At 36.0% G+C, this 20037-nt stretch carries 20 protein-coding genes; 16 read left to right on the top strand and 4 right to left on the bottom strand.

Annotated features, from left to right (window positions below; translation table 11 throughout):
- The first annotated feature begins 1 nt into the window (after nucleotide 1).
- The 12 genes from murG (at nucleotide 2) to IEV85_RS20080 (ending at nucleotide 11802) form a co-directional block, all read left to right on the top strand.
- Nucleotides 2–1111, top strand: coding sequence for an undecaprenyldiphospho-muramoylpentapeptide beta-N-acetylglucosaminyltransferase (murG, locus tag IEV85_RS20135; RefSeq protein ID WP_188466931.1), 1110 nt, complete (start codon nucleotides 2–4; stop codon nucleotides 1109–1111).
- Nucleotides 1108–2505 (top strand): UDP-N-acetylmuramate--L-alanine ligase, encoded by a 1398-nt coding sequence (gene murC, locus IEV85_RS20130; protein ID WP_188466929.1) that lies wholly within the window; start codon nucleotides 1108–1110, stop codon nucleotides 2503–2505. The genes murG and murC overlap by 4 nt, the downstream gene beginning before the upstream one ends.
- Nucleotides 2483–3259: a cell division protein FtsQ/DivIB gene (locus IEV85_RS20125; RefSeq protein WP_188466927.1), complete on the top strand. Its 777-nt coding sequence runs from the start codon at nucleotides 2483–2485 to the stop codon at nucleotides 3257–3259. Before murC ends, IEV85_RS20125 begins: the two co-directional genes overlap by 23 nt.
- 24 nt (nucleotides 3260–3283) lie before the next feature.
- Nucleotides 3284–4600, top strand: coding sequence for a cell division protein FtsA (gene ftsA / locus IEV85_RS20120; RefSeq protein ID WP_188466925.1), 1317 nt, complete (start codon nucleotides 3284–3286; stop codon nucleotides 4598–4600).
- Nucleotides 4601–4612: 12 nt separating this feature from the next.
- Nucleotides 4613–6178 carry a cell division protein FtsZ gene (ftsZ, locus tag IEV85_RS20115; RefSeq protein ID WP_188466923.1) on the top strand — a complete coding sequence of 522 codons (1566 nt, stop codon included), beginning with the start codon at nucleotides 4613–4615 and terminating at the stop codon, nucleotides 6176–6178.
- Between the two features lie 636 nt (nucleotides 6179–6814).
- Nucleotides 6815–7171: a hypothetical protein gene (locus IEV85_RS20110; RefSeq protein ID WP_188466921.1), complete on the top strand. Its 357-nt coding sequence runs from the start codon at nucleotides 6815–6817 to the stop codon at nucleotides 7169–7171.
- 140 nt (nucleotides 7172–7311) lie between these two features.
- Nucleotides 7312–7857 carry a DUF3347 domain-containing protein gene (locus tag IEV85_RS20105; protein ID WP_188466919.1) on the top strand — a complete coding sequence of 182 codons (546 nt, stop codon included), beginning with the start codon at nucleotides 7312–7314 and terminating at the stop codon, nucleotides 7855–7857.
- A 138-nt stretch (nucleotides 7858–7995) separates the two neighbouring features.
- Nucleotides 7996–8319, top strand: a complete 324-nt coding sequence (gene trxA / locus IEV85_RS20100) for a thioredoxin (protein WP_188466917.1) — start codon at nucleotides 7996–7998, stop codon at nucleotides 8317–8319.
- A gap of 373 nt (nucleotides 8320–8692) precedes the next feature.
- Nucleotides 8693–9628: a phosphoribosylaminoimidazolesuccinocarboxamide synthase gene (locus IEV85_RS20095; protein ID WP_188466915.1), complete on the top strand. Its 936-nt coding sequence runs from the start codon at nucleotides 8693–8695 to the stop codon at nucleotides 9626–9628.
- 54 nt (nucleotides 9629–9682) lie between these two features.
- Complete coding sequence (locus IEV85_RS20090; RefSeq protein WP_188466913.1) at nucleotides 9683–10069, top strand: STAS domain-containing protein; 387 nt, start codon at nucleotides 9683–9685, stop codon at nucleotides 10067–10069.
- A 3-nt stretch (nucleotides 10070–10072) separates the two neighbouring features.
- Entirely contained in the window at nucleotides 10073–10993 is a 921-nt protein-coding gene (locus tag IEV85_RS20085; protein WP_188466911.1) for a ribonuclease Z, read from the top strand.
- Between the two features lie 14 nt (nucleotides 10994–11007).
- Nucleotides 11008–11802 (top strand): queuosine precursor transporter, encoded by a 795-nt coding sequence (locus IEV85_RS20080; RefSeq protein ID WP_188466909.1) that lies wholly within the window; start codon nucleotides 11008–11010, stop codon nucleotides 11800–11802.
- 45 nt (nucleotides 11803–11847) lie between these two features.
- Here IEV85_RS20080 and IEV85_RS20075 read toward each other — a convergent pair whose 3' ends face one another.
- Nucleotides 11848–12588, bottom strand: a complete 741-nt coding sequence (locus IEV85_RS20075; protein WP_188466907.1) for an RNA methyltransferase — start codon at nucleotides 12586–12588, stop codon at nucleotides 11848–11850.
- Between the two features lie 19 nt (nucleotides 12589–12607).
- Here IEV85_RS20075 and tamL point away from each other — a divergent pair, with 19 nt between their 5' ends.
- Nucleotides 12608–15037, top strand: coding sequence for a translocation and assembly module lipoprotein TamL (gene tamL / locus IEV85_RS20070; RefSeq protein ID WP_229712667.1), 2430 nt, complete (start codon nucleotides 12608–12610; stop codon nucleotides 15035–15037).
- Between the two features lie 19 nt (nucleotides 15038–15056).
- Here the strand turns inward: tamL and IEV85_RS20065 are convergent, their stop codons facing one another.
- The 3 genes from IEV85_RS20065 to IEV85_RS20055 all read right to left on the bottom strand — a co-directional run bounded on the left by IEV85_RS20065 (nucleotide 15057) and on the right by IEV85_RS20055 (nucleotide 16530).
- Nucleotides 15057–15341 carry a hypothetical protein gene (locus IEV85_RS20065; protein WP_188466903.1) on the bottom strand — a complete coding sequence of 95 codons (285 nt, stop codon included), beginning with the start codon at nucleotides 15339–15341 and terminating at the stop codon, nucleotides 15057–15059.
- Nucleotides 15342–15410: 69 nt separating this feature from the next.
- On the bottom strand, nucleotides 15411–15899 hold the full coding sequence (locus tag IEV85_RS20060) for a DUF4199 domain-containing protein (protein WP_188466901.1): 489 nt from the start codon (nucleotides 15897–15899) through the stop codon (nucleotides 15411–15413).
- 133 nt (nucleotides 15900–16032) lie between these two features.
- The gene (locus IEV85_RS20055; protein WP_188466899.1) at nucleotides 16033–16530 is read right to left on the bottom strand and encodes a DUF4199 domain-containing protein; all 498 of its coding nucleotides are present in this window, start codon (nucleotides 16528–16530) and stop codon (nucleotides 16033–16035) included.
- 380 nt (nucleotides 16531–16910) lie between these two features.
- Here IEV85_RS20055 and cmk point away from each other — a divergent pair, with 380 nt between their 5' ends.
- From cmk to IEV85_RS20040, 3 genes are all read left to right on the top strand, one after another.
- On the top strand, nucleotides 16911–17600 hold the full coding sequence (gene cmk, locus IEV85_RS20050; protein ID WP_188466897.1) for a (d)CMP kinase: 690 nt from the start codon (nucleotides 16911–16913) through the stop codon (nucleotides 17598–17600).
- Nucleotides 17593–18513, top strand: coding sequence for a 4-hydroxy-3-methylbut-2-enyl diphosphate reductase (locus IEV85_RS20045; protein ID WP_188466895.1), 921 nt, complete (start codon nucleotides 17593–17595; stop codon nucleotides 18511–18513). Before cmk ends, IEV85_RS20045 begins: the two co-directional genes overlap by 8 nt.
- A gap of 107 nt (nucleotides 18514–18620) precedes the next feature.
- Nucleotides 18621–19988, top strand: a complete 1368-nt coding sequence (locus IEV85_RS20040; protein WP_188466893.1) for a Na(+)-translocating NADH-quinone reductase subunit A — start codon at nucleotides 18621–18623, stop codon at nucleotides 19986–19988.
- Nucleotides 19989–20037 lie beyond the last annotated feature (49 nt).

Genomic DNA, 20037 nt, shown 5'->3' with positions numbered 1-20037 from the left:
ATTGAGCACAGCAAATAAACCATATCGATTCATTATTAGTGGCGGAGGAACCGGTGGACACATTTTTCCGGCATTGGCTATTGCTGACCAGATAAAAGCTGAAGCACCTGATGCTGAAATTCTTTTTGTGGGAGCTGAAGGTAAAATGGAGATGCAAAAAGTACCCGAGGCAGGTTACAAAATTCTCGGTTTGCCTATTGCCGGCATCCAAAGAAGCCTTACACTTAAAAATCTTGCTTTCCCCTTTAAATTGTTGAATAGCTTAAAGCAAGCTAAGACTATTGTTAGGAATTTTAAACCTGATGCTGTCATTGGTGTAGGAGGCTATGCCAGTGGGCCAACTTTACGTGCAGCTTCCAATGCAGGAATCCCTTGCTTTTTGCAGGAGCAAAATTCTTATGCTGGTCTTACCAACAAGTGGCTAAAAAATAAAGTACAGAGGATTTGCGTGGCTTATGAGGGGATGGATAAATACTTTCCTGCAGAGAAATTACAGCTCACTGGCAACCCGGTTAGAAAAGGACTAATGAATTTGCCTGCCACAGAAAAAGCATTGCAATATTATGGTTTAACTTCAGAAAAGCCAGTAATACTGGTTCTTGGAGGTAGTTTAGGTGCCAGAGTAATTAACGAGAGTATTGTAAAGCAATTAGCTCTTTTGGAAAAAGCAGATGTTCAGGTTTTATGGCAAACCGGAAAACTATACCATAAAGAAATGCTGGTGAGAGCTGCCAAAGCAGATACTTCAAAAATCAAGGTGCTTGAATTTATTAAGGAAATGGAGACAGCTTATGCAGCGGCAGATATTATTATCTCCAGGGCAGGTGCTTTGTCTGTTTCTGAATTGGCTATTATTGGCAAGCCTGTCATTTTTGTGCCATCTTCAGGGGTAGCAGAGGATCATCAAACTAAAAATGCTAATTCGCTGGTGCAAAAAGATGCTGCAATCTTAATAACTGATCACCAGGCAGTGGATGAATTGATTCCTCGGGCACTTGAGCTTTTAAAAGATGATGAATTACAGAAGGAGTTGGCAGAGAATATTAAAAAATTAGCGAAACCAAACGCAACAGAAGATATAGTGAAAATTATTTTTTCAATGATTAAATGAATTTGAAAGAAATACATAGCGTCTATTTTATAGGTATCGGAGGTATAGGTATGAGTGCACTGGCCAGATGGTTCAGGCATAATGGTATATCAGTAGCCGGCTATGATAAAACCCCTACTGCACTAACTGATAAGTTAAAGCAGGAAGGGATTTCAATTCATTTTGAAGATGATGTAGAGGAAATTCCTTCAGAATATAAGGCAAAAAGTAACGGTTTATTGATTGTTTATACGCCTGCTGTTCCAAAGTCTCATAAAGGATTAAATTTCTATAGGGATAATGGTTTTCAGCTATACAAAAGGTCAGAAGTGCTGGGAATTATGACGAAAGGCCTGTATACTGTAGCTGTTGCGGGAACACACGGGAAAACCACCACCAGTTCAATGGTGGCTCATATTCTTAAGTTTGCTGCTAAAAATGTGTCAGCTTTTCTGGGTGGAATCTCAACCAATTATGAAACTAACATGCTGGCAAATAAAGGTGATTTTGAGAAGTCGATAGTTGTGGTGGAAGCAGATGAATTTGATCGTTCTTTCCTAACGCTTCATCCGAACCTGGCAGTTATTACTTCCACAGATGCAGATCACCTGGATATTTATGGTGAACTTTCTGAATTAAAGAAGTCATTTTCCTTATTTCTGGAAAAAGTAAATGCCACAGGAAAAATATTTATTAAAAATGGGCTGTGGGAAGGCTTGCAAACTTCAGCGGTTAAGGCAGCACATATTAATTATGGATTGAATAGCGGAAAACTCGTAGCAGAAAACATCAGAATTTCGGACGCTAAATTTATATTTGACGTAAAAAATAATGAGCAAAGCATCACCGGGTTTGAATTATCCGTTCCAGGTTTTCATAATGTGGAAAATGCGACAGCAGCTATAGGTGTCGCGCTCGAATTAGGGCTTGATCCTGAAGCTATAAAAGCCGGAATAGCAAGCTATCAGGGAGTAAAAAGAAGGTTTGAATACATTTTTCAATCTGAAAATCATATTTATATTGATGATTATGCCCACCATCCGGGTGAAATCTCAGCTATGCTGGAGTCCGTAAAGGCTTTATATCCTGATAAAAAAATCACAGCTTTATTTCAACCTCACCTGTACTCCAGAACACGTGATTTTGCTGAAGGTTTTTCTGAAAGTTTAAGCATTGCTGATAAGGTAATTCTTCTTGATATCTACCCTGCCAGGGAAGAACCTATAGAAGGAGTGAATAGTGCCATGTTGCTGGAGGGAATAAAGTCTGAAGAGAAGTTTTTGTTTTCGAAAAATGAAGCGATGGCGCACTTAAATAATACGGAACTTGAAGTCCTGGTTACTTTAGGAGCCGGAAATATTGATCAGTTAGTACAACCCATAAAAGAATTGTTTGAGCAGCATTATGCAGCCTAAAAAGAAAATATATATCGCACTAAAATTTATTATTCCTGCCATAATATTCCTTATATCTATAGGATTTGTGAGTAAAAAGCAGGAGGAGAAATTGTGTAAAAAAATAGTGATTACCATTGAAAACCAACAGGGAAATTTCTTTATCAATGAGGGTGATATAATGGATAAAGTTACTAAAAACGGTCGTGAAATGGTAGTGAACCTTCCTTTTGACAATGTGAAATTAAAGGACATAGAGCAACGGATAGAGGCACTAAAGTTTGTTCAATCGGCACAGGTTTACAGGGATTTGCAAGGCAATATGTTGATTGATGCTGTGCAGGCCAGACCTATAGCCAGAGTTTTTAACCCTGTAGGAAAAGATTATTATATTAGTGACAGAGGTGAGATTTTGCCGGTTTCAGAAAGGTTTACTGCCAGAGTAATGGTTTTGTCTGGGTCATTTTTCAGGCCTTATCTGGAAAAGAATTTATTGATTGACCAGGCCGGAAAAGATCTGTTCAACTTTATCCAATTTATTGAAAAAGATAAATTCTGGAGTGCGCAGTTTGCTCAGTTGGAAGTGAATAAAAGTGGTATGATTAACATCTACCCGCAGGTAACGAAGCAAATTATAGAATTCGGTAGCGTTGCTGATTATTCAGAAAAGCTGAGCAAACTGAAAATTTTTTATGATAAGATTCTGCCTGATAGAGGGTGGAATCGATATGAACGTGTAAATTTACAGTTTAAAGACCAAATCATTTGTGAATAGAAAACCTTAAGGCGATACATGAATATGCAAAATGATAAAATAGTAGTAGGACTTGACATTGGAACCACCAAGATCTGCGTAATTGTCGGGAGAAAAAATGAGTATGGCAAGCTTGATGTATTGGGAATGGGGAAGTCCGTTTCTGATGGGGTAGTCAAGGGGAAGGTCATTAATATAGAGAAAACCATATTGGCTATTAAAAGGGCCGTACAGGAAGCTGAGGATGTTTCCGGAATAGATATTAAAGTAGTAAATGTAGGAATTGCAGGGCATCATATTCGTAGCTCTATTCACAGAGGAAGCATTACCAGAGAAGATGGAAATGACGAGATTACTGTGGAGGATATTGATAGGCTGGCAAATGATATTGGCCGAATGGTAATGCCTGCAGGTACACAAATTATTCATAAAATGCCTCAGGTATATACTGTTGATTATGATGATGGTATAAAGGATCCTGTTGGCATGACAGGTGTTCGCCTTGAAGCTGATTTTCATGTAATTACTGCTGACGTTAACTCTATCAATAATATTGAAAAGTGCGTAAAGCGTGCCGGTTTGGATATTGAGAATATGATTTTGGAACCACTTGCTTCCAGCCTCTCCGTTCTGAGTGAAGATGAGAAAGAAGCTGGTGTTTGCCTGGTCGATATCGGTGGTGGTACTACAGATATCGCCATTTTTCATGAAAATATCATTAGGCATACAGGGGTGATTCCTTTCGGAGGAAATATTATCACTTCTGATATAAAAGAAGGATGTATGGTGATGCAGCAGCAGGCGGAATTGTTAAAGACCAAATTTGGAAGAGCCATTGCTACTGAAGCCAGTGAAAACGAAATTGTTTCTATTCCGGGATTGCGTAACAGGGCACCGAAAGAGATTTCAGTGAAGAACCTTGCGCATATAGTGGAAGCCAGAATGGAAGAAATTGTAGATCTTGTTCATGCTGAAATTATCGCTTCGGGCTATGAAGGAAAGCTGGCAGGAGGAATAGTAATTACAGGAGGTGGTTCACAATTGCACAGTGTTAGGCAATTGGTGGAATACCTTACAGGAATGGACGCAAGAATCGGTTATCCAAACGAGCATCTTGGTAAAAGTAAATTGGAGCATGTAAAAAGTCCGATGTTTGCCACTTCAGTGGGATTAGTATTGGTAGGCTATCGGTCATTGGATGAGAGAGAAAACAGGTACATTCAGGCAAAAGCAATGAACCAGAATGTTTATGTGAACCAGAAACAAAAAGCTGGTAAAAAAGGAGGAGACTTCTTTAGTAAAATTATCAATAAGACTAAGAGCTTACTGATAGATGATTTTGACGAAAATGACGATTTTTAATACCGAAATATTATGACAGAAGGAGCATATAAATTCGAAATACCAAAACACCATAAATCTATCATTAAAGTGATAGGTGTAGGCGGAGGAGGCAGCAACGCTGTCAATCACATGTTTAACCAGGGCATTAAGGATGTAGAATTTATTATCTGCAACACTGATGCTCAGGCACTAAAATCCAGTCCTGTACCTAACAAGCTGCAAATAGGGGTAAACCTTACCAGCGGATTGGGAGCAGGAGCAAACCCTTCCAAAGGAAAGGAAGCGGCTATGGAAAGCAAAGAAGATATCCGTGAGCTTTTAGGAACGGACACAAAAATGCTTTTTGTAACGGCCGGAATGGGTGGAGGAACTGGTACAGGTGCTGCTCCGGTAATTGCTAAAATTGCCAGAGAAATGGATATTTTAACGGTGGGAATCGTCACTTCTCCATTTGGTTTCGAAGGTAAAAAGAAAGCAAAACAAGCTGAAGAAGGAATTCGTGATCTGAAGGAAAATTGTGATACAGTTCTTGTAATCCTTAACGATAAACTACGTGAAATTTACGGTAACCTGACTATTGGAAATGCTTTTGCCAAGGCAGATAATGTGTTAACTACAGGTGCCAAAGGTATTGCTGAAATTATAACTGTTCCAGGTTATGTAAACGTGGATTTTGAAGATGTTAAAACAGTAATGAAAAATGCCGGTGCTGCAGTAATGGGCTCAGCAAGAACAGAAGGTGATGGCCGTGCAATCCGTGCAGCTGAGGAAGCTCTCTCTTCTCCATTGCTTAATAACACCGATATTCTTGGCGCGGAAAAAATACTGCTTTCAATTATATCCGGTGAACAGGCTGAACTTCAAATGGATGAGTTAACTGAAATAACAGATTATATTCAGGAGCAGGCAGGTGATAATGCAGAGGTTATTTTTGGTCATGGTGTGGATCAGTCATTAGGGCAGGCACTTTCAGTTACTGTAATTGCTACAGGTTTTGATCAGGGCAATTATAAAAGAGATGCTATTCCTCAAAGAGATGCTAAAAGAGTATTTGATCTGGATGGGCCAAAACAAATTACACTCTTTAATAATGAGGAAGCAAAACCTCATACTGAGAGAATTGAATCTCGCTATGAGGATAGGAGAGAACAGCCGGCTAAGCAACAAAAACCTGAAGAGGGTAGAGGTTATTCATTTGGCTTTCCTTCCAAAAAACCATTAGAGGAGGAAGAAAACGAATACGAGTATGATTATAACGAGGATGAGGCGGATGATTTTACTCAAGGCCTTTCTGAGGAATATGAAGTTGTAAACAAAAAGCCTGATCCTGATGCAGCTCAAAGAGCGGAGGAAGAACGTCAGGAATTTTTAAGATTGCGTTCTAAAGAGAGAATAGAAAAGTTGAAGCAATTGAATGGAGGTCATACCAATACCCCTGAGTCATACAAACAGATGGAAGTTCCGGCATTCAAGAGAAAGCAGGTGAAGTTGAAAGAGGTGCCTCATTCATCTGAGAAGAATATTTCTAAGTTTAATTTGAATGACGATAATCAGATTTTAGGCAATAATAAATTTTTACACGATAATGTGGATTAATATTTATATGTAATCTACAATTAGATTACACATTGGGTAATCATTTGTTGCTGATTTTCAGATGCATATCATTGATTATCATGTAATTGCCTAATAGGCTCTATTTAATTGAAATTTATTTATTGGAGGGCAGCTGAGAAATCAGCTGCTTTTTTTGTTTCTAATTCAACAATGAAAAGAGCTGCTATTCATTGTACATGAAAAAGGCATCGGTAACTACCCCCGATGCCTCAAAACCTAATTGAACATGAAAACTAATTGTTGTTATTCACAACAGAGTAGTAACACCCTTCTTTCCAGATAGTTTAAAAAAAAATAGAAATAATCTTTACATCACGAAAGACACAAGCTTAGGCAGCAGCTTCAATATGAAAACCCTCTGTTGAAGAAATCTCTTAGTTAAGTAGCATGTAGAGGAAATCAGACACCTTGTTTTACTACCCTAAAAGTTTCATTAGTATTGTTAAAGTAAATACCCTTGGTATGAAAAATAATTCGATATTTAAATTGGTTACATAGAACTTTTTCAGGAGTAAAGGACTCATTAATGTACTGAAGCAATAAAATAGTTGGGGTTTCCTCTAAAATTCTAATTATAAATTTGCAACTTTATATTTAACTTTACGTTGTTCTGTCATGCTAAGAATAAAATCAATCCTTATCCTATTTTTTTCAGTAGCCATTGTAAGTACAGGAATTGCAGCAGTGTTAGTTCAGCAATTTCAGGATCCAGCTTTTGAAGAAGAGATCAACCTTCCTACAGAAGAAGTAGATCCTCCTTCTTTACAAAAAAAATCAACGGAAAGTAAAAAACCTTCTCAAGTAAGAATACAAAAAGAAGATGCTGCTACCGAGGATGATGAGCAAAGAGTAGAGAAAAAAAACAAATCAGTGCTTAAATCAGGTTCAGGTTTTGTAACAGTTTTTTATGTATTAGTAAATTATCTCTTTTCCGTTCCTTTTGAAACGCAGGACTATAGTAGCTTACAATAAGGTTTTAAATACCTCTATAGCTGAAGACCTGAACTAAGTATATCAAATTACTTGAACCCCCTATCAAGAATTTCTATTGAAATTAGAAAAGGAAAATACCTACATTTGAATTCTAATTTAACATCATAACTAATTTAATAATGCGTATACAAATTTTAACAGTAGCTGTCTGTTTAACAAGTATTCTCTTTTCTTCTTGCAATACCCAAAGTAGCGAGCAAAAAAGTGAAACAGCTGTTGATTCAGAAGTGTCCGTAACTGATGATGGGGCACAAAATTTAAAAGCAGGAACGGTTAGTAAGGAGCAACTGGAGGGGATGTTGTCTGCTTACTTTAATATCAAAAATGCATTAGTTGATACACATGCTGACAATGCAAAGTCTGCAACTAACGAATTAATAAAGCATATTAGTGATGGTATGCATAGCATTCAGGAAGTAGCTAAGAAAATCCAGGAAAGAGAAACAATAGATCAGATAAGAGAAGATTTTGAAGTATTAAGCCAGGATATATATAAGTTGATCAAGGAGAATCCTGAAGTGGAGAAGGAAACTGTATATAAACAGTACTGTCCTATGGCTTTGGATAATAAAGGTGCTTTTTGGTTAAGCAATCAGGAAGAAATTAAAAATCCGTACTTTGGGAACAAGATGTTGAAATGTGGTAAAGTGCAGGAAAAGCTGTAAACTATAATTAAAGTAATTTCAAGAAAATGGCATTTAGTCTGTGAATTGACAATTGCCATCGAATTATAAATGAATGTAGTAACATTTTTTTTAAATTTAAGTTTTATATAAACAAGAGTAAATTATAATAAAGAAGTAATGGCAAAAACTATAGAAATAACCGACAGTAATTTCGAGGAAATTATTAATTCAAACCAACCTGTATTGGTTGATTTTTGGGCAGAGTGGTGTGGCCCTTGTAAAATGATAGGCCCTGTAGTAGAAGAATTAGCAGGAGATTATGACGGTAAGGCTGTTATAGGAAAGGTTAATGTTGATGAAAACCCTAATGTTTCAGCAAAATTTGGAATCAGAAGCATTCCTACGCTGCTTGTATTTAAAGGTGGTGAAATAGTTGACAAGCAAATTGGAGCTGTTCCTAAGCAAGTATTAGCCGATAAATTAGATGCGCAAATCGCTTAAATAATAAGCTTTTTAAAATATTGAAAACACAGCTTTTTGGCTGTGTTTTTTTTTGCTAATTCCAATGTTGGCACATTATAGTATAGAAAAATAAGCTTAGTATTTAACTTTAAAGTTTGATAATTTATAATCTCAGCATAAATAAGTATACTTTCAGAGGAAAAGGATTAATGCTTTATGTCTATTAACTATTTCTTTTTAGTCTCCTCATAATCTTGTATTATGTGTAACCTAATTTTAGATTATACAATCGAAAATCATTTGTCACTGACTTTCAGGGAGATACTATTGGCTCCCATGTAATTGCCTAATAGGCTCTATTTAAGAAACCTTTTGTTTCAAATCTCCTTTCTCTTACCTATTTTTGTGCACCATGAACGCAATCCAAGAAACTAATTTTCAGGTCCCTAATCAGATTTCTTTCTACAGAGGAAAAGTGAGGGATGTCTATACAACACCTTCAAAAATTATTATGGTAGCTACAGACAGGCTATCCGCTTTTGATGTTGTTTTACCAAGAGCCATTCCTTTTAAAGGTCAGGTTTTAAATCAGATAGCAGCTAAATTTCTAAAGGCAACAAAAGATATAGTGCCTAACTGGTTGTTGGAAACGCCTGACCCAAACGTGAGTATTGGCTTGAAATGTGAAGCTTTTCCTGTAGAAATGGTAATCAGGGGCTATCTGGCCGGGCATGCCTGGAGGGAATATAAAGCGGGTAGAAGGACTATTTGTGGCATTCCATTGCCTGAAGGCCTGAAGGAGAATGATAAATTACCAAAACCAATCATCACCCCCACAACTAAAGCCCATGAAGGCCACGATGAAGATATTTCCCGAGAGGAAATTTTGAGGCAACAATTGGTTTCTGAAGAAGATTATGTAATGCTTGAGAATTATACATTCGAGCTTTTTAACAAAGGAACAGAAATAGCTTTGGAAAATGGGCTTATTCTGGTAGATACAAAATATGAGTTTGGTAAGGCCAATGGGAAAATCTATTTGATTGACGAAATTCATACACCAGATTCTTCTCGTTATTTTTATGCAGATACTTATGCTGAAAATCAGGAGAAAGGCTTGAAGCAAAAACAGTTATCTAAAGAGTTTGTTCGGGAATGGCTTATAGAAAATGGGTTTCAGGGAAAAGAAGGACAACAAATTCCGGAAATGACTGATGAAAAAGTGAATGAGATTTCTCAGAGGTACATAGAGCTTTATGAAAAAGTAACTGGCGAAACTTTCCAACCAAGGCTTTACCAGGACGTTATATCTGGCATAGAACAAAATATATTGCGTGTTGTTAAATAAACATATTATTTTAACACTTACCTAAACAAGTAAATTAATAATAAATATAGCTATATGAAGTATTCAGTTGATAAAGACGAAAAATATTCACTATTAAAAATAAAAGAAGAAAAATTAGATTCTACCGTCTCATCCTCTTTAAAATCCGATTTAATTACTATGCAGGCAGAGGGTGTTCCCAATATTGTAATTGATTTATCTGATGTAAAATATATAGATTCATCAGGATTAAGTGCTTTGTTAGTAGGGAACAGAATATTTTCAGAGTCAGGTGGTGCTTTTGTGCTGGCTTCTCCTTCTGAACACACAGAAAAGCTTATAAAAATTTCTCAGTTAGATAAAGTTTTTGATGTATTGCCTACTGTACATGAGGCAGTTGAGTCTGTTTTTATGCACGAGTTGGAAAGAGGATTAAGAGAAGACGGAGCGGCAGAAGAGTAAATTTTGTCTTTTTCAGTTTACATATTAGGATCAAATTCAGCGGCTCCTGCTCATGGCAGACATCATACCTCACAAATTCTGCAAATTCAGGATCAACACTTTATGGTGGATTGTGGCGAAGGGGCGCAAATGCAAATGAAAAGATATGGGTTGAGGAAAAACCGCCTCAACCACATTTTTATCAGTCATTTACACGGAGACCATTACCTGGGTTTACTGGGTTTACTTTTCACCATGCACCTTAACGGTCGTAAAAATGACCTTTACTTGTATGGGCCAGAGGGCTTGGCAGAAATTGTTACACTTGCTCTAAAGTACGGAAATACTAAACTTAGTTATTTAATACATTTTAAAGAGCTAAGAAGTAAAGAGTCTGAGTTAATTCTTGATACGAAAAAGTTAACAGTCCATACCATTCCCCTTCAGCATCGTATTCCATGCAATGGTTTTTTGTTCCGCGAAAAACCAAAGCCAAGGAAATTAATTAAAGAAAAAATTGAAGATCAGCGATTTTCAATAGTTCAAATTAATCAGCTAAAGGGCGGTAATGACATTACAGATGAATTAGGAAATGTAATCTATAAAAATGTAGATTACACATTGCCACCAAAAAAGAGCAGAAGTTATGCCTACTGCTCCGATACAAAATATGATGAAAGCCTTATACCTTTAATTAATGAGGTTGATCTTTTGTATCATGAAGGTACTTTTTTACATGATATGCTCGACAGAGCAGAAGAAACTTTTCATACCACAGTTCGACAGGCGGCCAGTATTGCCAAACAGGCAAATGTGAGCCAGTTGATTATCGGTCATTTCTCCAATAGATATAAAGAATTACAGCCTTTGCTTGATGAAGCCAGACAAATTTTTGAATTTTCGGAGTTGGCGGAAGAAGGAAGGCAATTTAGTATACCTGAATAATTTGGAATAACCTTATGGCAGATACTTTTGAACAGGCTAGTTTTCAAAGTAAGAAGAGAAACTTGTTTGTTATTTTAAGCGGGATCTTTCTTACCAACGCTTTACTGGCGGAAATCCTGGGGGTGAAAATATTTTCTGCGGAAAAAACTTTAGGGCTAGCTCCGGCACAAATTCCAATGTTTGGAGATTATGTGTTGGATTTTAACCTTACTGCCGGTGTAATTATATGGCCCATTGTGTTTATTACCACGGATATCATTAATGAATACTTTGGTAAAAAAGGTGTTCGTAAAATCAGCTTTCTTACAGCTTTTTTTATCCTCTACTCTTTTCTTGTAATTTTTGTTGTCACTAAACTTACGCCTGCGGATTTTTGGATTGAAGTAAATGCAGGTAAAAATAATTTTAATATTAATGATGCGTATTCTTTAATTTTCCGACAGGGGTTAGGAATTATAGTTGGTTCTTTAACGGCATTTCTTGTCGGGCAATTTTTAGATGTCCTCGTTTTTCAGAAATTACGGAAATTTACCGGAGAAGGAAAAATATGGCTGAGGGCTACAGGATCCACCCTGGTGAGTCAACTAATTGATAGTTATCTGGTATTAGGAATAGCTTTTTACCTTTTTGGTAATTGGTCGTTTGAGCAAATTGTTTCCGTGGGAACCATCAATTATATTTATAAAGGTGTGATAGCGATAATTCTTACTCCTTTATTATACCTGGCCCACGGTTTAATAGATTCATACCTGGGAAAAGAAAATGCTAAAAGGGTAACTGAAGAAGCAGCAGGTAAAGATTTTTTCTAAGGTGAGTATTTCCAGTCTTTACTTCTAAATGCCTTTTGCTTCTGCCTAGGTTCTCCTAAATACATTGTCACATATTATACCTGTGGCCATAGCTGCATTCAGCGATTCCGCAGACCCTAGTCGAGGAATTGTGATTTTGTGTGAGATAAGAGGTAGAAGCGTTTTACTTATTCCATGAGATTCGTTTCCTATCATCAGGAAACCATTCTGATCAAATTCAACCTGATGAACATTTTCTCCATTCATTAAAGCTCCGTAGACTTTTTTCTCAGGATTTTCATTAAGAAACTCTTCTAAATCGTGTCTGAATAAATTCACCCTAAAAATAGATCCCATTGAAGCACTGATTACTTTCGGATTGAAAAATTCAGAGCTGGTTTCTGAACAAATAATATTTTTAATTCCATACCAATCAGCGATTCTGATAATCGTACCCAAATTACCGGGGTCTCTTATGTCATCTAATATAATTTGGAAGCCCGAATCATTATAGTAAAAGGAAGAGGGTTCTTCCACAACTGCCAGGGCCATTTCGTTAGATTGATAAGTGCCTAATGTACCTATAGTTTTTTCATCAGCAATTGTGGTAGCCACACTTTTCTCTCTTAAAATGTGCGAATATTTCTCTGAAAACTTTGAAGATATAATCAGGGTACGAATTTTGTAAGATGACTGTAGTAGTTCAACCGTATTTTTCTCCCCTTCAACAATAAATAGTCGTTCTTTTTGTCTGAATTTCTTTAATTGCAGAGATTTGATGAACTTTGTATTATTCTTGGTAAGCATTTATTCTGAAGCCTTAAAATTGGTAAATTCTAATCTGAAAAACACACTCTTAATTGCCATTGTTTTTTTATCATCCTGCGTGGGTACCCGCTACCTTGAGGGCGATCAAAAGCTGCTATTCAAACAGAAAGTTAAAGGTAATGAAAATATTTCAACAGATGAGTTGAACGATCTTTTCGTACAAAAACCCAATAGTCGATTGCTTCTATTACCCATTTCTCCATATGTGGCTTTTTACGAAATCGGTAAGAAAAATTACGATAAAGCTGCATTAGAGACAGAACTTGATACCTTAAAGAGTAGGTATAACAGGAAAATAGAAAGGGCTACAGAAAACCAAAGGCCAAAGAAGGTAGGTAAATACCAAAGGAAGCTAAATAGAAAATCTTCCAAACTCAATAAGAAAATTGAAGAAGGAAACCTGCTTATGCGTTGGGGTGAACCATTGGCTGTTTATGATACAAATGCGACAGAACAAACACAAAACCAGATTCAGCTTTTTTATGAATCAAAGGGATATTTTGATGCGGAAGTGGATTATCAATTAAAACTGGCAGGCCTGCAGAAAAAACGTATAATCGTTAATTATTTAGTAGAAGAGGGGACGCCTCATATAATAGACACTGTATTTTTTAATACTGGTAACGATACTACTATTTATAACCTGTTAGAAAAGTCCAGGGATGAGGTTAAGTTGAGTCAAAATAGCACTTACGATCAGAATGAATTAAGAGCAGAAAGAGAAAGAATTGAAATTCTTCTTAAGAATAATGGGTATTATGCTTTTAATAGGCAGTTTATAGAATTTAATGTTTACCAATCAGCAGACACCAACCTATTGTCAGTTGAAGTGATTATCAATAAACCTGCAAAGCAGCCCTTTCACAAGCAGTATAAAATAAATGAAGTTAATTTCACAACAGATGTAAATAGCCAACTTGGAGGAAGGAAAAGGCAATTAGAGAAATTTAACAACATAAACTACTACTATTACAAATCATCCTATAGAAAGAAAATTCTAGATCAGCGGGTCTTTATCAGGCCGGGTGCACTTTATAGCTTAGATGAAACATTTACCACTCAAAGGCAGCTGGCTAACCTGGACATGTTTCGTTTTGTAAATATTAAATATGACACAGCAGGAGGAGAGTTTATTGCCAATGTTTTCACCAGTCCTTTAGATAAATATCAGGTCAGTAATGAGGTAGGTGTAAATGTTAATGTTACTTTCGGACTTCCCGGGCCTTTTTATAATGTGTCTCTTAAGAACAGAAATCCTTTTGGGGGCATAGAAATTTTAGAGCTTTCTGGCCGGGTAGGTTTTGATGCAGTAGCTAATCTTTCAGATCAAACACAGGTGACTACAGCTACTGAAGCAAGATTGAATTTATCTCTTACCTTTCCACATTTTTTGTTGCCTTACGGTAGCACTATTAAAACTAAATTTGGTTTACTAAACCCCAAAACAAGAACAGGAATAGGCTATAGTTTTACCGATCGGCCGGAGTTTACAAGAAGTAATTTTAATGCTTCATATGGTTATTCCTGGCAGAATAAAAAAGAATGGTTTTATGATTTTACGCTTGCTGATATTAATTTAATTGAATCAAAGCTGGATAGTACTTTTGCTGCGGCATTGGAGACACAAAGTAGATTTGGACAACAACTGAGCAGGGCTTTTTTACCTTCTTTTGTTTCCAGCAGTTATTTAAGTGTCACTAAAAGCTTTAATGAATATGGGTTGGGTGCAAATAAGGCCAGCTTTATCAAGTTTTATGGAGAAGCTGGTGGGAATTTACTTAATATAGATGCTGTAGCAGAAATTGCTGATGAATCTGATTTGGCTAATTTTCAATTTCTTAAAATGGCCGTTGATTTTAGACATTACCTTCCCTACGGTAAGGAAAGCACTTTAGCTTTTAGAATTAATGTTGGAGCTGCGCGGCCATACGGAAGATTTGCCCAAGGAATATTGCCCTACGAGAAATATTTTTTTGCAGGAGGAAGTAATAGTATCAGAGCATGGGCGCCACGAAGGCTCGGTCCGGGAAGCTTTGTTGCAATAGACAGTGCAAGTGGTAATTTTGATTACAGATTTGAGCAGCCGGGAGAAATAATTCTGGAAGCCAGTGTGGAGGCGCGTAGAAACCTGGTGGGATTTTTAGATGGAGCCGTGTTTATTGATGCAGGTAACGTTTGGAACTTTGATGAAAGAGAAAAGCCTGGAAGTGAGTTTTCTTTTAGTCGTTTCCATAAAGAAATTGCAGTGGGTACTGGTTTTGGAATAAGAATCGATTTTTCCTTCCTGCTCCTAAGGTTTGACGTAGCTTTTAAGGTGTATGACCCTGCCAGAGATCAGGGAGAAAGATGGACTGTGGATGAATGGAACCTTGGCAACAGGAGAAATTATGGACCTGCTTTAAACATTGGAATTGGTTATCCTTTTTAAAAGGTTTTTGATTCAAGCATTAGCCTTTCGAATTGTTTTTGGTTGCTTTTTGAAAAGCAGATTTAATATCCTGAAACGATTCTTCAAAACTATTGACAATGTCTTTGAAGTTTTGTTGATTATCTGTAGTAAAATTTTCGAAATCTCTCTCTAATTTTTCCTTATTTCTCTTTAATTCAGCAAGTCTCTCTTTTAAATCGATCTTTTTTGCAATGTCAGAATGCTTTAGTTCTTCAACTAATTCATCGATTTTCTTTCCTGCTTTACTAAAAAAATCTTCCGCTTTACCTTGTGTTTTTTCCATGTCTATTTTTTCTTGAAGAGTACTAAAATACATAATAATTATTAGAAAAAACAGTGTTCAGCTTTATTACTATTTTCTTTCAGAAGAATCTTCTTGCTTATAAACAGCTTTTCTGTTTCCTTCTCTTCTCTTGAACCACTGCATTATTCCAAAAGTAAATAGAAAACCAGATGCTACCCCCTCCATTAAAATCACTATAGCAACAGTAAAGGGAGTAAGATATGAACCGAACGGCTCCTCTGCAATTACTTCAGTCATAAAATCAGGATTTACTACAGTAAGGAAAAGTATATTAAATAAAGCAAATGCAAGGGAAGAACTTATGGCCGCAAGAAACCCTGTACCCATACCTTTTAAATAATCAAAGTCTTTATTTCTTCTCTTAATGTTTTTTATAGAGAAATAAACACCCCCAGCCATGATAAATAAATTTAGCGCCCTGAGTTCTAGGTTGTGTACCAGACCCAACAAACTCATGATAAAAAAGAAAATCAGCAGACCAATAAAGATAAAAAGCCCACCTATTAAACCGTTAAATTCTATACTTTTCTTATCCATGGTTTCCTTGGTTAATGTATGAAAATTATATTCTTACATTAGCAACAAGTTCAGGTACCTAATTGTTATTGGCTTAAGAGGAGTAGTGGCTTCTACTTATCTGAGGGAAGCTTTGGTTGGGGTATAGAGTCTATTATTTGGTTTTTTCTGAGTCTAATTCTTCACGAAGGAATTCTTTAGAGGTTAATTGTCTTTTGAACCATAGTGCTACTCCTAAAGTCATTATGGATCCGGAAAACATGCCTTCACTTAATGTGACAATTCCAATTACGAATGGGTTAATTTTATCTCCAAAAACTCCAAAAGACCTGGTAATATTTATATTAGATAGAAAGTCGGGATTTAAAAAAGCTGCGTAAGCCATCATAAATAATGAAAAAATAAGAGTTGCACTACTTGCAGCCAGAAAACCCGCTCCCAAAGACCTGAAAAAGCTGAAGTTATCTGTCCTTTTTTTAAATGTTCTTATAGTGTAAAAGATACCGGCAAACATGAACACTGCATTAAAAATTCTGAGCTCAGAAATGTGAGCTAAACCAAGTGCTTTCATTATCAAAAAATAAATTAATAAACCACTTAAAATAATAATACCTCCAATGATTCCGGTATATTCTATCGTATTTTTTTTCATTACAATGTGTTTTATTATTAGTTAAGAAATTAAGCAATAAATTATATTGTTTGTTCTTATTATGTATTATACTAGCTTATTCATCAAATGTTACTTTATAGGGCTTTAATTAAAGAAGCTATTTTCCTTTAGTTTGTAATGTAATGTTTCTCTTCAAAGCAATTTAGTGTAATCAAGGTAAGTCAATTAAGAAATATTATATTTGCACAGAAATGATTATTATTTCCTTTACACAAAGCCAATGACTTTTAAATCAATAGCTAAAATATTTCTATTTATAACCTTATTCTGTTTTCTGTTTGCCGGTTGTGCGGCAAATAAAGGTAGAAAAGGAATTAATAAGCGTAAACCTTTACCATGCCCTATAAAAGATTGTTGAAATGAAAAAAATAGTAATAGCTATTGATGGATTTTCAGCTTGTGGTAAAAGTAGCACAGCCAAGGAAGTAGCCAATAGGCTTGGTTATAAATATATTGATTCCGGAGCTATGTACAGGGCAGTAACGCTTTATTTTATTAATAACTATGTAAATCCTGCCAATCCTAAAGAGGTAAGTAAAGCTATGGAGAATATCGATGTTTCTTTTGTGTTTAACGAAAGAATCGGTTTCAGTGAAACTTATCTGAATGGATTAAATGTTGAAAAGGAAATAAGGAAAATGCATGTTTCACAAAGGGTGAGCGAAGTAAGTGCAATACCTGAAGTGAGAAAATGCATGGTGCATCAGCAGAGAAAACTCGGTAGAAAAAAGGGTGTGGTAATGGATGGAAGAGACATTGGGTCTAATGTGTTTCCAAATGCTGAACTTAAGGTTTTCATGAATGCTGACATGGAGATTCGTGCAGAAAGGCGGCAAAAGGAACTTCTTGCAAAAGGAGAATTAGTAGATTTGCCCACCATTGAAGAAAACCTTAAACAGCGGGATAAAATGGACTCTGAACGAAAGGAGAACCCTCTTATTATTGCAGAAGATGCGATAATGTTAAGCACAAACTTTTTAACACTTGAGGAACAGGTAGAGCACGTTTTGCAGTTGGCAACTGAGAAAATGATAAAACACAATGAGTAAATTACAGGTAAGTATAGATCAGGATTCAGGTTATTGTTTTGGTGTTGAATATGCTATAAGAATGGCTGAAGATGCTATGGAGGAGAGTGGCACTTTATATTGCTTAGGTGATATAGTTCATAATGATATGGAAGTAGCACGGCTTCATAAAAAAGGACTTCGTGTAATAGATCATGCTGAGCTTGAAAATTTGAGTGACTGTAAAGTATTGATCAGAGCCCATGGGGAGCCACCTGAAACTTATAAAGTTGCGCTTAAAAACAACATTGAGTTGATAGATGCTAGTTGTCCTGTAGTACTTAAGCTTCAGAATAGAGTGAAAAACTCTTACGATAAAATGCAGGAAGGTAAAGGCCAGGTGGTAATTTATGGTAAGAAAGGACATGCAGAAGTAACAGGACTAACGGGACAAACCAATGGTAATGCTATAATTGTGGCTGATGATGAAGATCTTAAACAGATAGATTTTAACAGACCAGTTACTCTTTTTAGCCAAACCACAAAAAGCACTTCTGGCTTCTACAGGATTAAGAATATTATTGAAGCGAAAATTAAAGAAGCCAAACAGACCAAGCAGCAAGAATTAGATGCTGAAGAGTTTTATGCGAATGATAGTATTTGCAGGCAGGTATCCAACAGAGAACCTCGTTTAACTAAATTTTCCCAAATGCATGATGTGATCTTGTTTGTAAGTGGAAAGAAAAGCTCTAATGGAAAAGCTTTATTTCAAGTTTGTAAACAAAACAACCCTGAAAGTTATTTTATAGAAAATGAAAATGAAATAGACGATTCTTGGTTTACTGATAAAACTTCTGTGGGAATATGTGGTGCAACTTCTACTCCAATGTGGCTAATGGAAAGGGTGAAAGAAGCAATAGAAAATTCTCCCATGGTAATGTCCATAAGTAGGTAAATTAAGAGATATTTAGCTAAGTAATAATCTTTAAAATCGTTTTTATTAGTTAAAAAATTATTAATTTTGCCACGATTTCAAATAAGAGTTCATTCGTAAATAAAGACATGTCTCAAACCATTAAATTAACAAAAGGCTTTGATATTAATCTGGCAGGAAAAGCTGCTAAAGTAGTTTCAGAAGCTCCTAAGCCTGAAACTTTTGCCATCAAGCCAACCGACTTCCCGAGCATTACGCGCCCTAAACTTATGGTGGATGAGGGAGATGCAGTAAAGGCCGGTACACCGCTTCTTTTTGATAAAATGACAGAAAATGTGCTCTACTGCTCCCCTGTTAGTGGAGAAATAGCACAGATTAAAAGAGGAGATAAAAGAAAGTTACTTGAAATAGTAATTTTAGCGGATAAAGAAAACGAATACGAGTCTTTCGATAAATTCAGTATCTCTGATATCCGGAGTGGTTTAAGCAAAGAGAAAGCGTTAGAGCAAATGCTGAAAGCCGGTGTTTGGCCAAATGTTATACAAAGGCCGTACGGCATCGTTGCCAATCCTCAGGATGAGCCAAAAGCTATATTTATTTCAGCTTTTGATACGCATCCTTTAGCTCCTGATTACGATTTTGCTTATAAAGGTCAGGAAGAAGCATTTCAGGCAGGTCTTGAAATTATCAAAAAAATAACAAAGGGAACTGTTCATTTAAATGTGTCAGCAGATAATGAGAACTCAAAAATGTTTTCTCAAGCTGAAAATGTTCAGATCAATAAATTCTCTGGTCCACACCCTGCCGGAAACGTAGGTGTACAGATTCATCATTTAGATCCTATTGGTAAAGGAGATATTGCATGGACAGTAAAACCTTACGGGGTAATTCAAATTGGTAAATTGTTTTTAGAGGGAAGATATGATGCCTCTAAAATTATAGCCTTAACAGGTTCAGAGGTAAAAGAGCCTAAATACTATAAAACTTTCTCAGGAGCTTCTATTAAAAATATTATAAAAGATAATATTAAAGGAGATCATGTTCGCTATGTAAGTGGTAATCCATTAACTGGAGAAAGAATTAATGCTGATGGATACTTAAGCTTTTACGATGAGCAAATTACAGTATTGCCTGAAGGAGATTTTGAAGAGTTATTAGGCTGGATAAAACCAACCACTAAAAAACTTAGCTTTTACAGGGCCATAGGTTTACTTTCATTTTTGAATAAAAAGAAAGAGTACGTATTAAATACTAACACAAACGGAGAAGAAAGAGCTTTTGTAATGACCGGTAGGTTTGAAAAAGTACTTCCGATGGATATTCTTCCAATGTATCTTTTTAAAGCAATTATGGCTGAGGACTTCGATGAAATGGAAGCCTTGGGTATTTTGGAATTAGTTGAGGAAGATGTTGCACTTTGTGAGTTTATAGATGTTTCTAAGCATGACTTACAAAGAATATTGAGAACAGGAATCAATTTAATGATTAATGGATAATTCCGATGCTTAAGCAGGGAACTGCAAAAGCATCTTTTAAAATTATATA

It is taken from the genome of Marivirga lumbricoides (genome assembly GCF_014636295.1).
GTDB lineage: Bacteria > Bacteroidota > Bacteroidia > Cytophagales > Cyclobacteriaceae > Marivirga > Marivirga lumbricoides.
Note: the sequence above shows the minus strand (reverse complement) of the source record. Positions and strands in the feature narration are given on the sequence as shown.

Coding starts and splice junctions, on each gene's coding strand:
- IEV85_RS20040 (WP_188466893.1), top strand. CDS start 18,621: ATGTCTCAAACCATTAAATTAACAAAAGGCTTTGATATTAATCTGGCA.
- IEV85_RS20045 (WP_188466895.1), top strand. CDS start 17,593: ATGAGTAAATTACAGGTAAGTATAGATCAGGATTCAGGTTATTGTTTT.
- trxA (WP_188466917.1), top strand. CDS start 7,996: ATGGCAAAAACTATAGAAATAACCGACAGTAATTTCGAGGAAATTATT.
- IEV85_RS20090 (WP_188466913.1), top strand. CDS start 9,683: ATGAAGTATTCAGTTGATAAAGACGAAAAATATTCACTATTAAAAATA.
- ftsZ (WP_188466923.1), top strand. CDS start 4,613: ATGACAGAAGGAGCATATAAATTCGAAATACCAAAACACCATAAATCT.
- IEV85_RS20110 (WP_188466921.1), top strand. CDS start 6,815: ATGCTAAGAATAAAATCAATCCTTATCCTATTTTTTTCAGTAGCCATT.
- IEV85_RS20080 (WP_188466909.1), top strand. CDS start 11,008: ATGGCAGATACTTTTGAACAGGCTAGTTTTCAAAGTAAGAAGAGAAAC.
- IEV85_RS20060 (WP_188466901.1), bottom strand. CDS start 15,899: ATGGATAAGAAAAGTATAGAATTTAACGGTTTAATAGGTGGGCTTTTT.
- IEV85_RS20055 (WP_188466899.1), bottom strand. CDS start 16,530: ATGAAAAAAAATACGATAGAATATACCGGAATCATTGGAGGTATTATT.
- IEV85_RS20065 (WP_188466903.1), bottom strand. CDS start 15,341: ATGGAAAAAACACAAGGTAAAGCGGAAGATTTTTTTAGTAAAGCAGGA.
- cmk (WP_188466897.1), top strand. CDS start 16,911: ATGAAAAAAATAGTAATAGCTATTGATGGATTTTCAGCTTGTGGTAAA.
- IEV85_RS20095 (WP_188466915.1), top strand. CDS start 8,693: ATGAACGCAATCCAAGAAACTAATTTTCAGGTCCCTAATCAGATTTCT.
- IEV85_RS20105 (WP_188466919.1), top strand. CDS start 7,312: ATGCGTATACAAATTTTAACAGTAGCTGTCTGTTTAACAAGTATTCTC.
- murC (WP_188466929.1), top strand. CDS start 1,108: ATGAATTTGAAAGAAATACATAGCGTCTATTTTATAGGTATCGGAGGT.
- ftsA (WP_188466925.1), top strand. CDS start 3,284: ATGCAAAATGATAAAATAGTAGTAGGACTTGACATTGGAACCACCAAG.
- IEV85_RS20075 (WP_188466907.1), bottom strand. CDS start 12,588: ATGCTTACCAAGAATAATACAAAGTTCATCAAATCTCTGCAATTAAAG.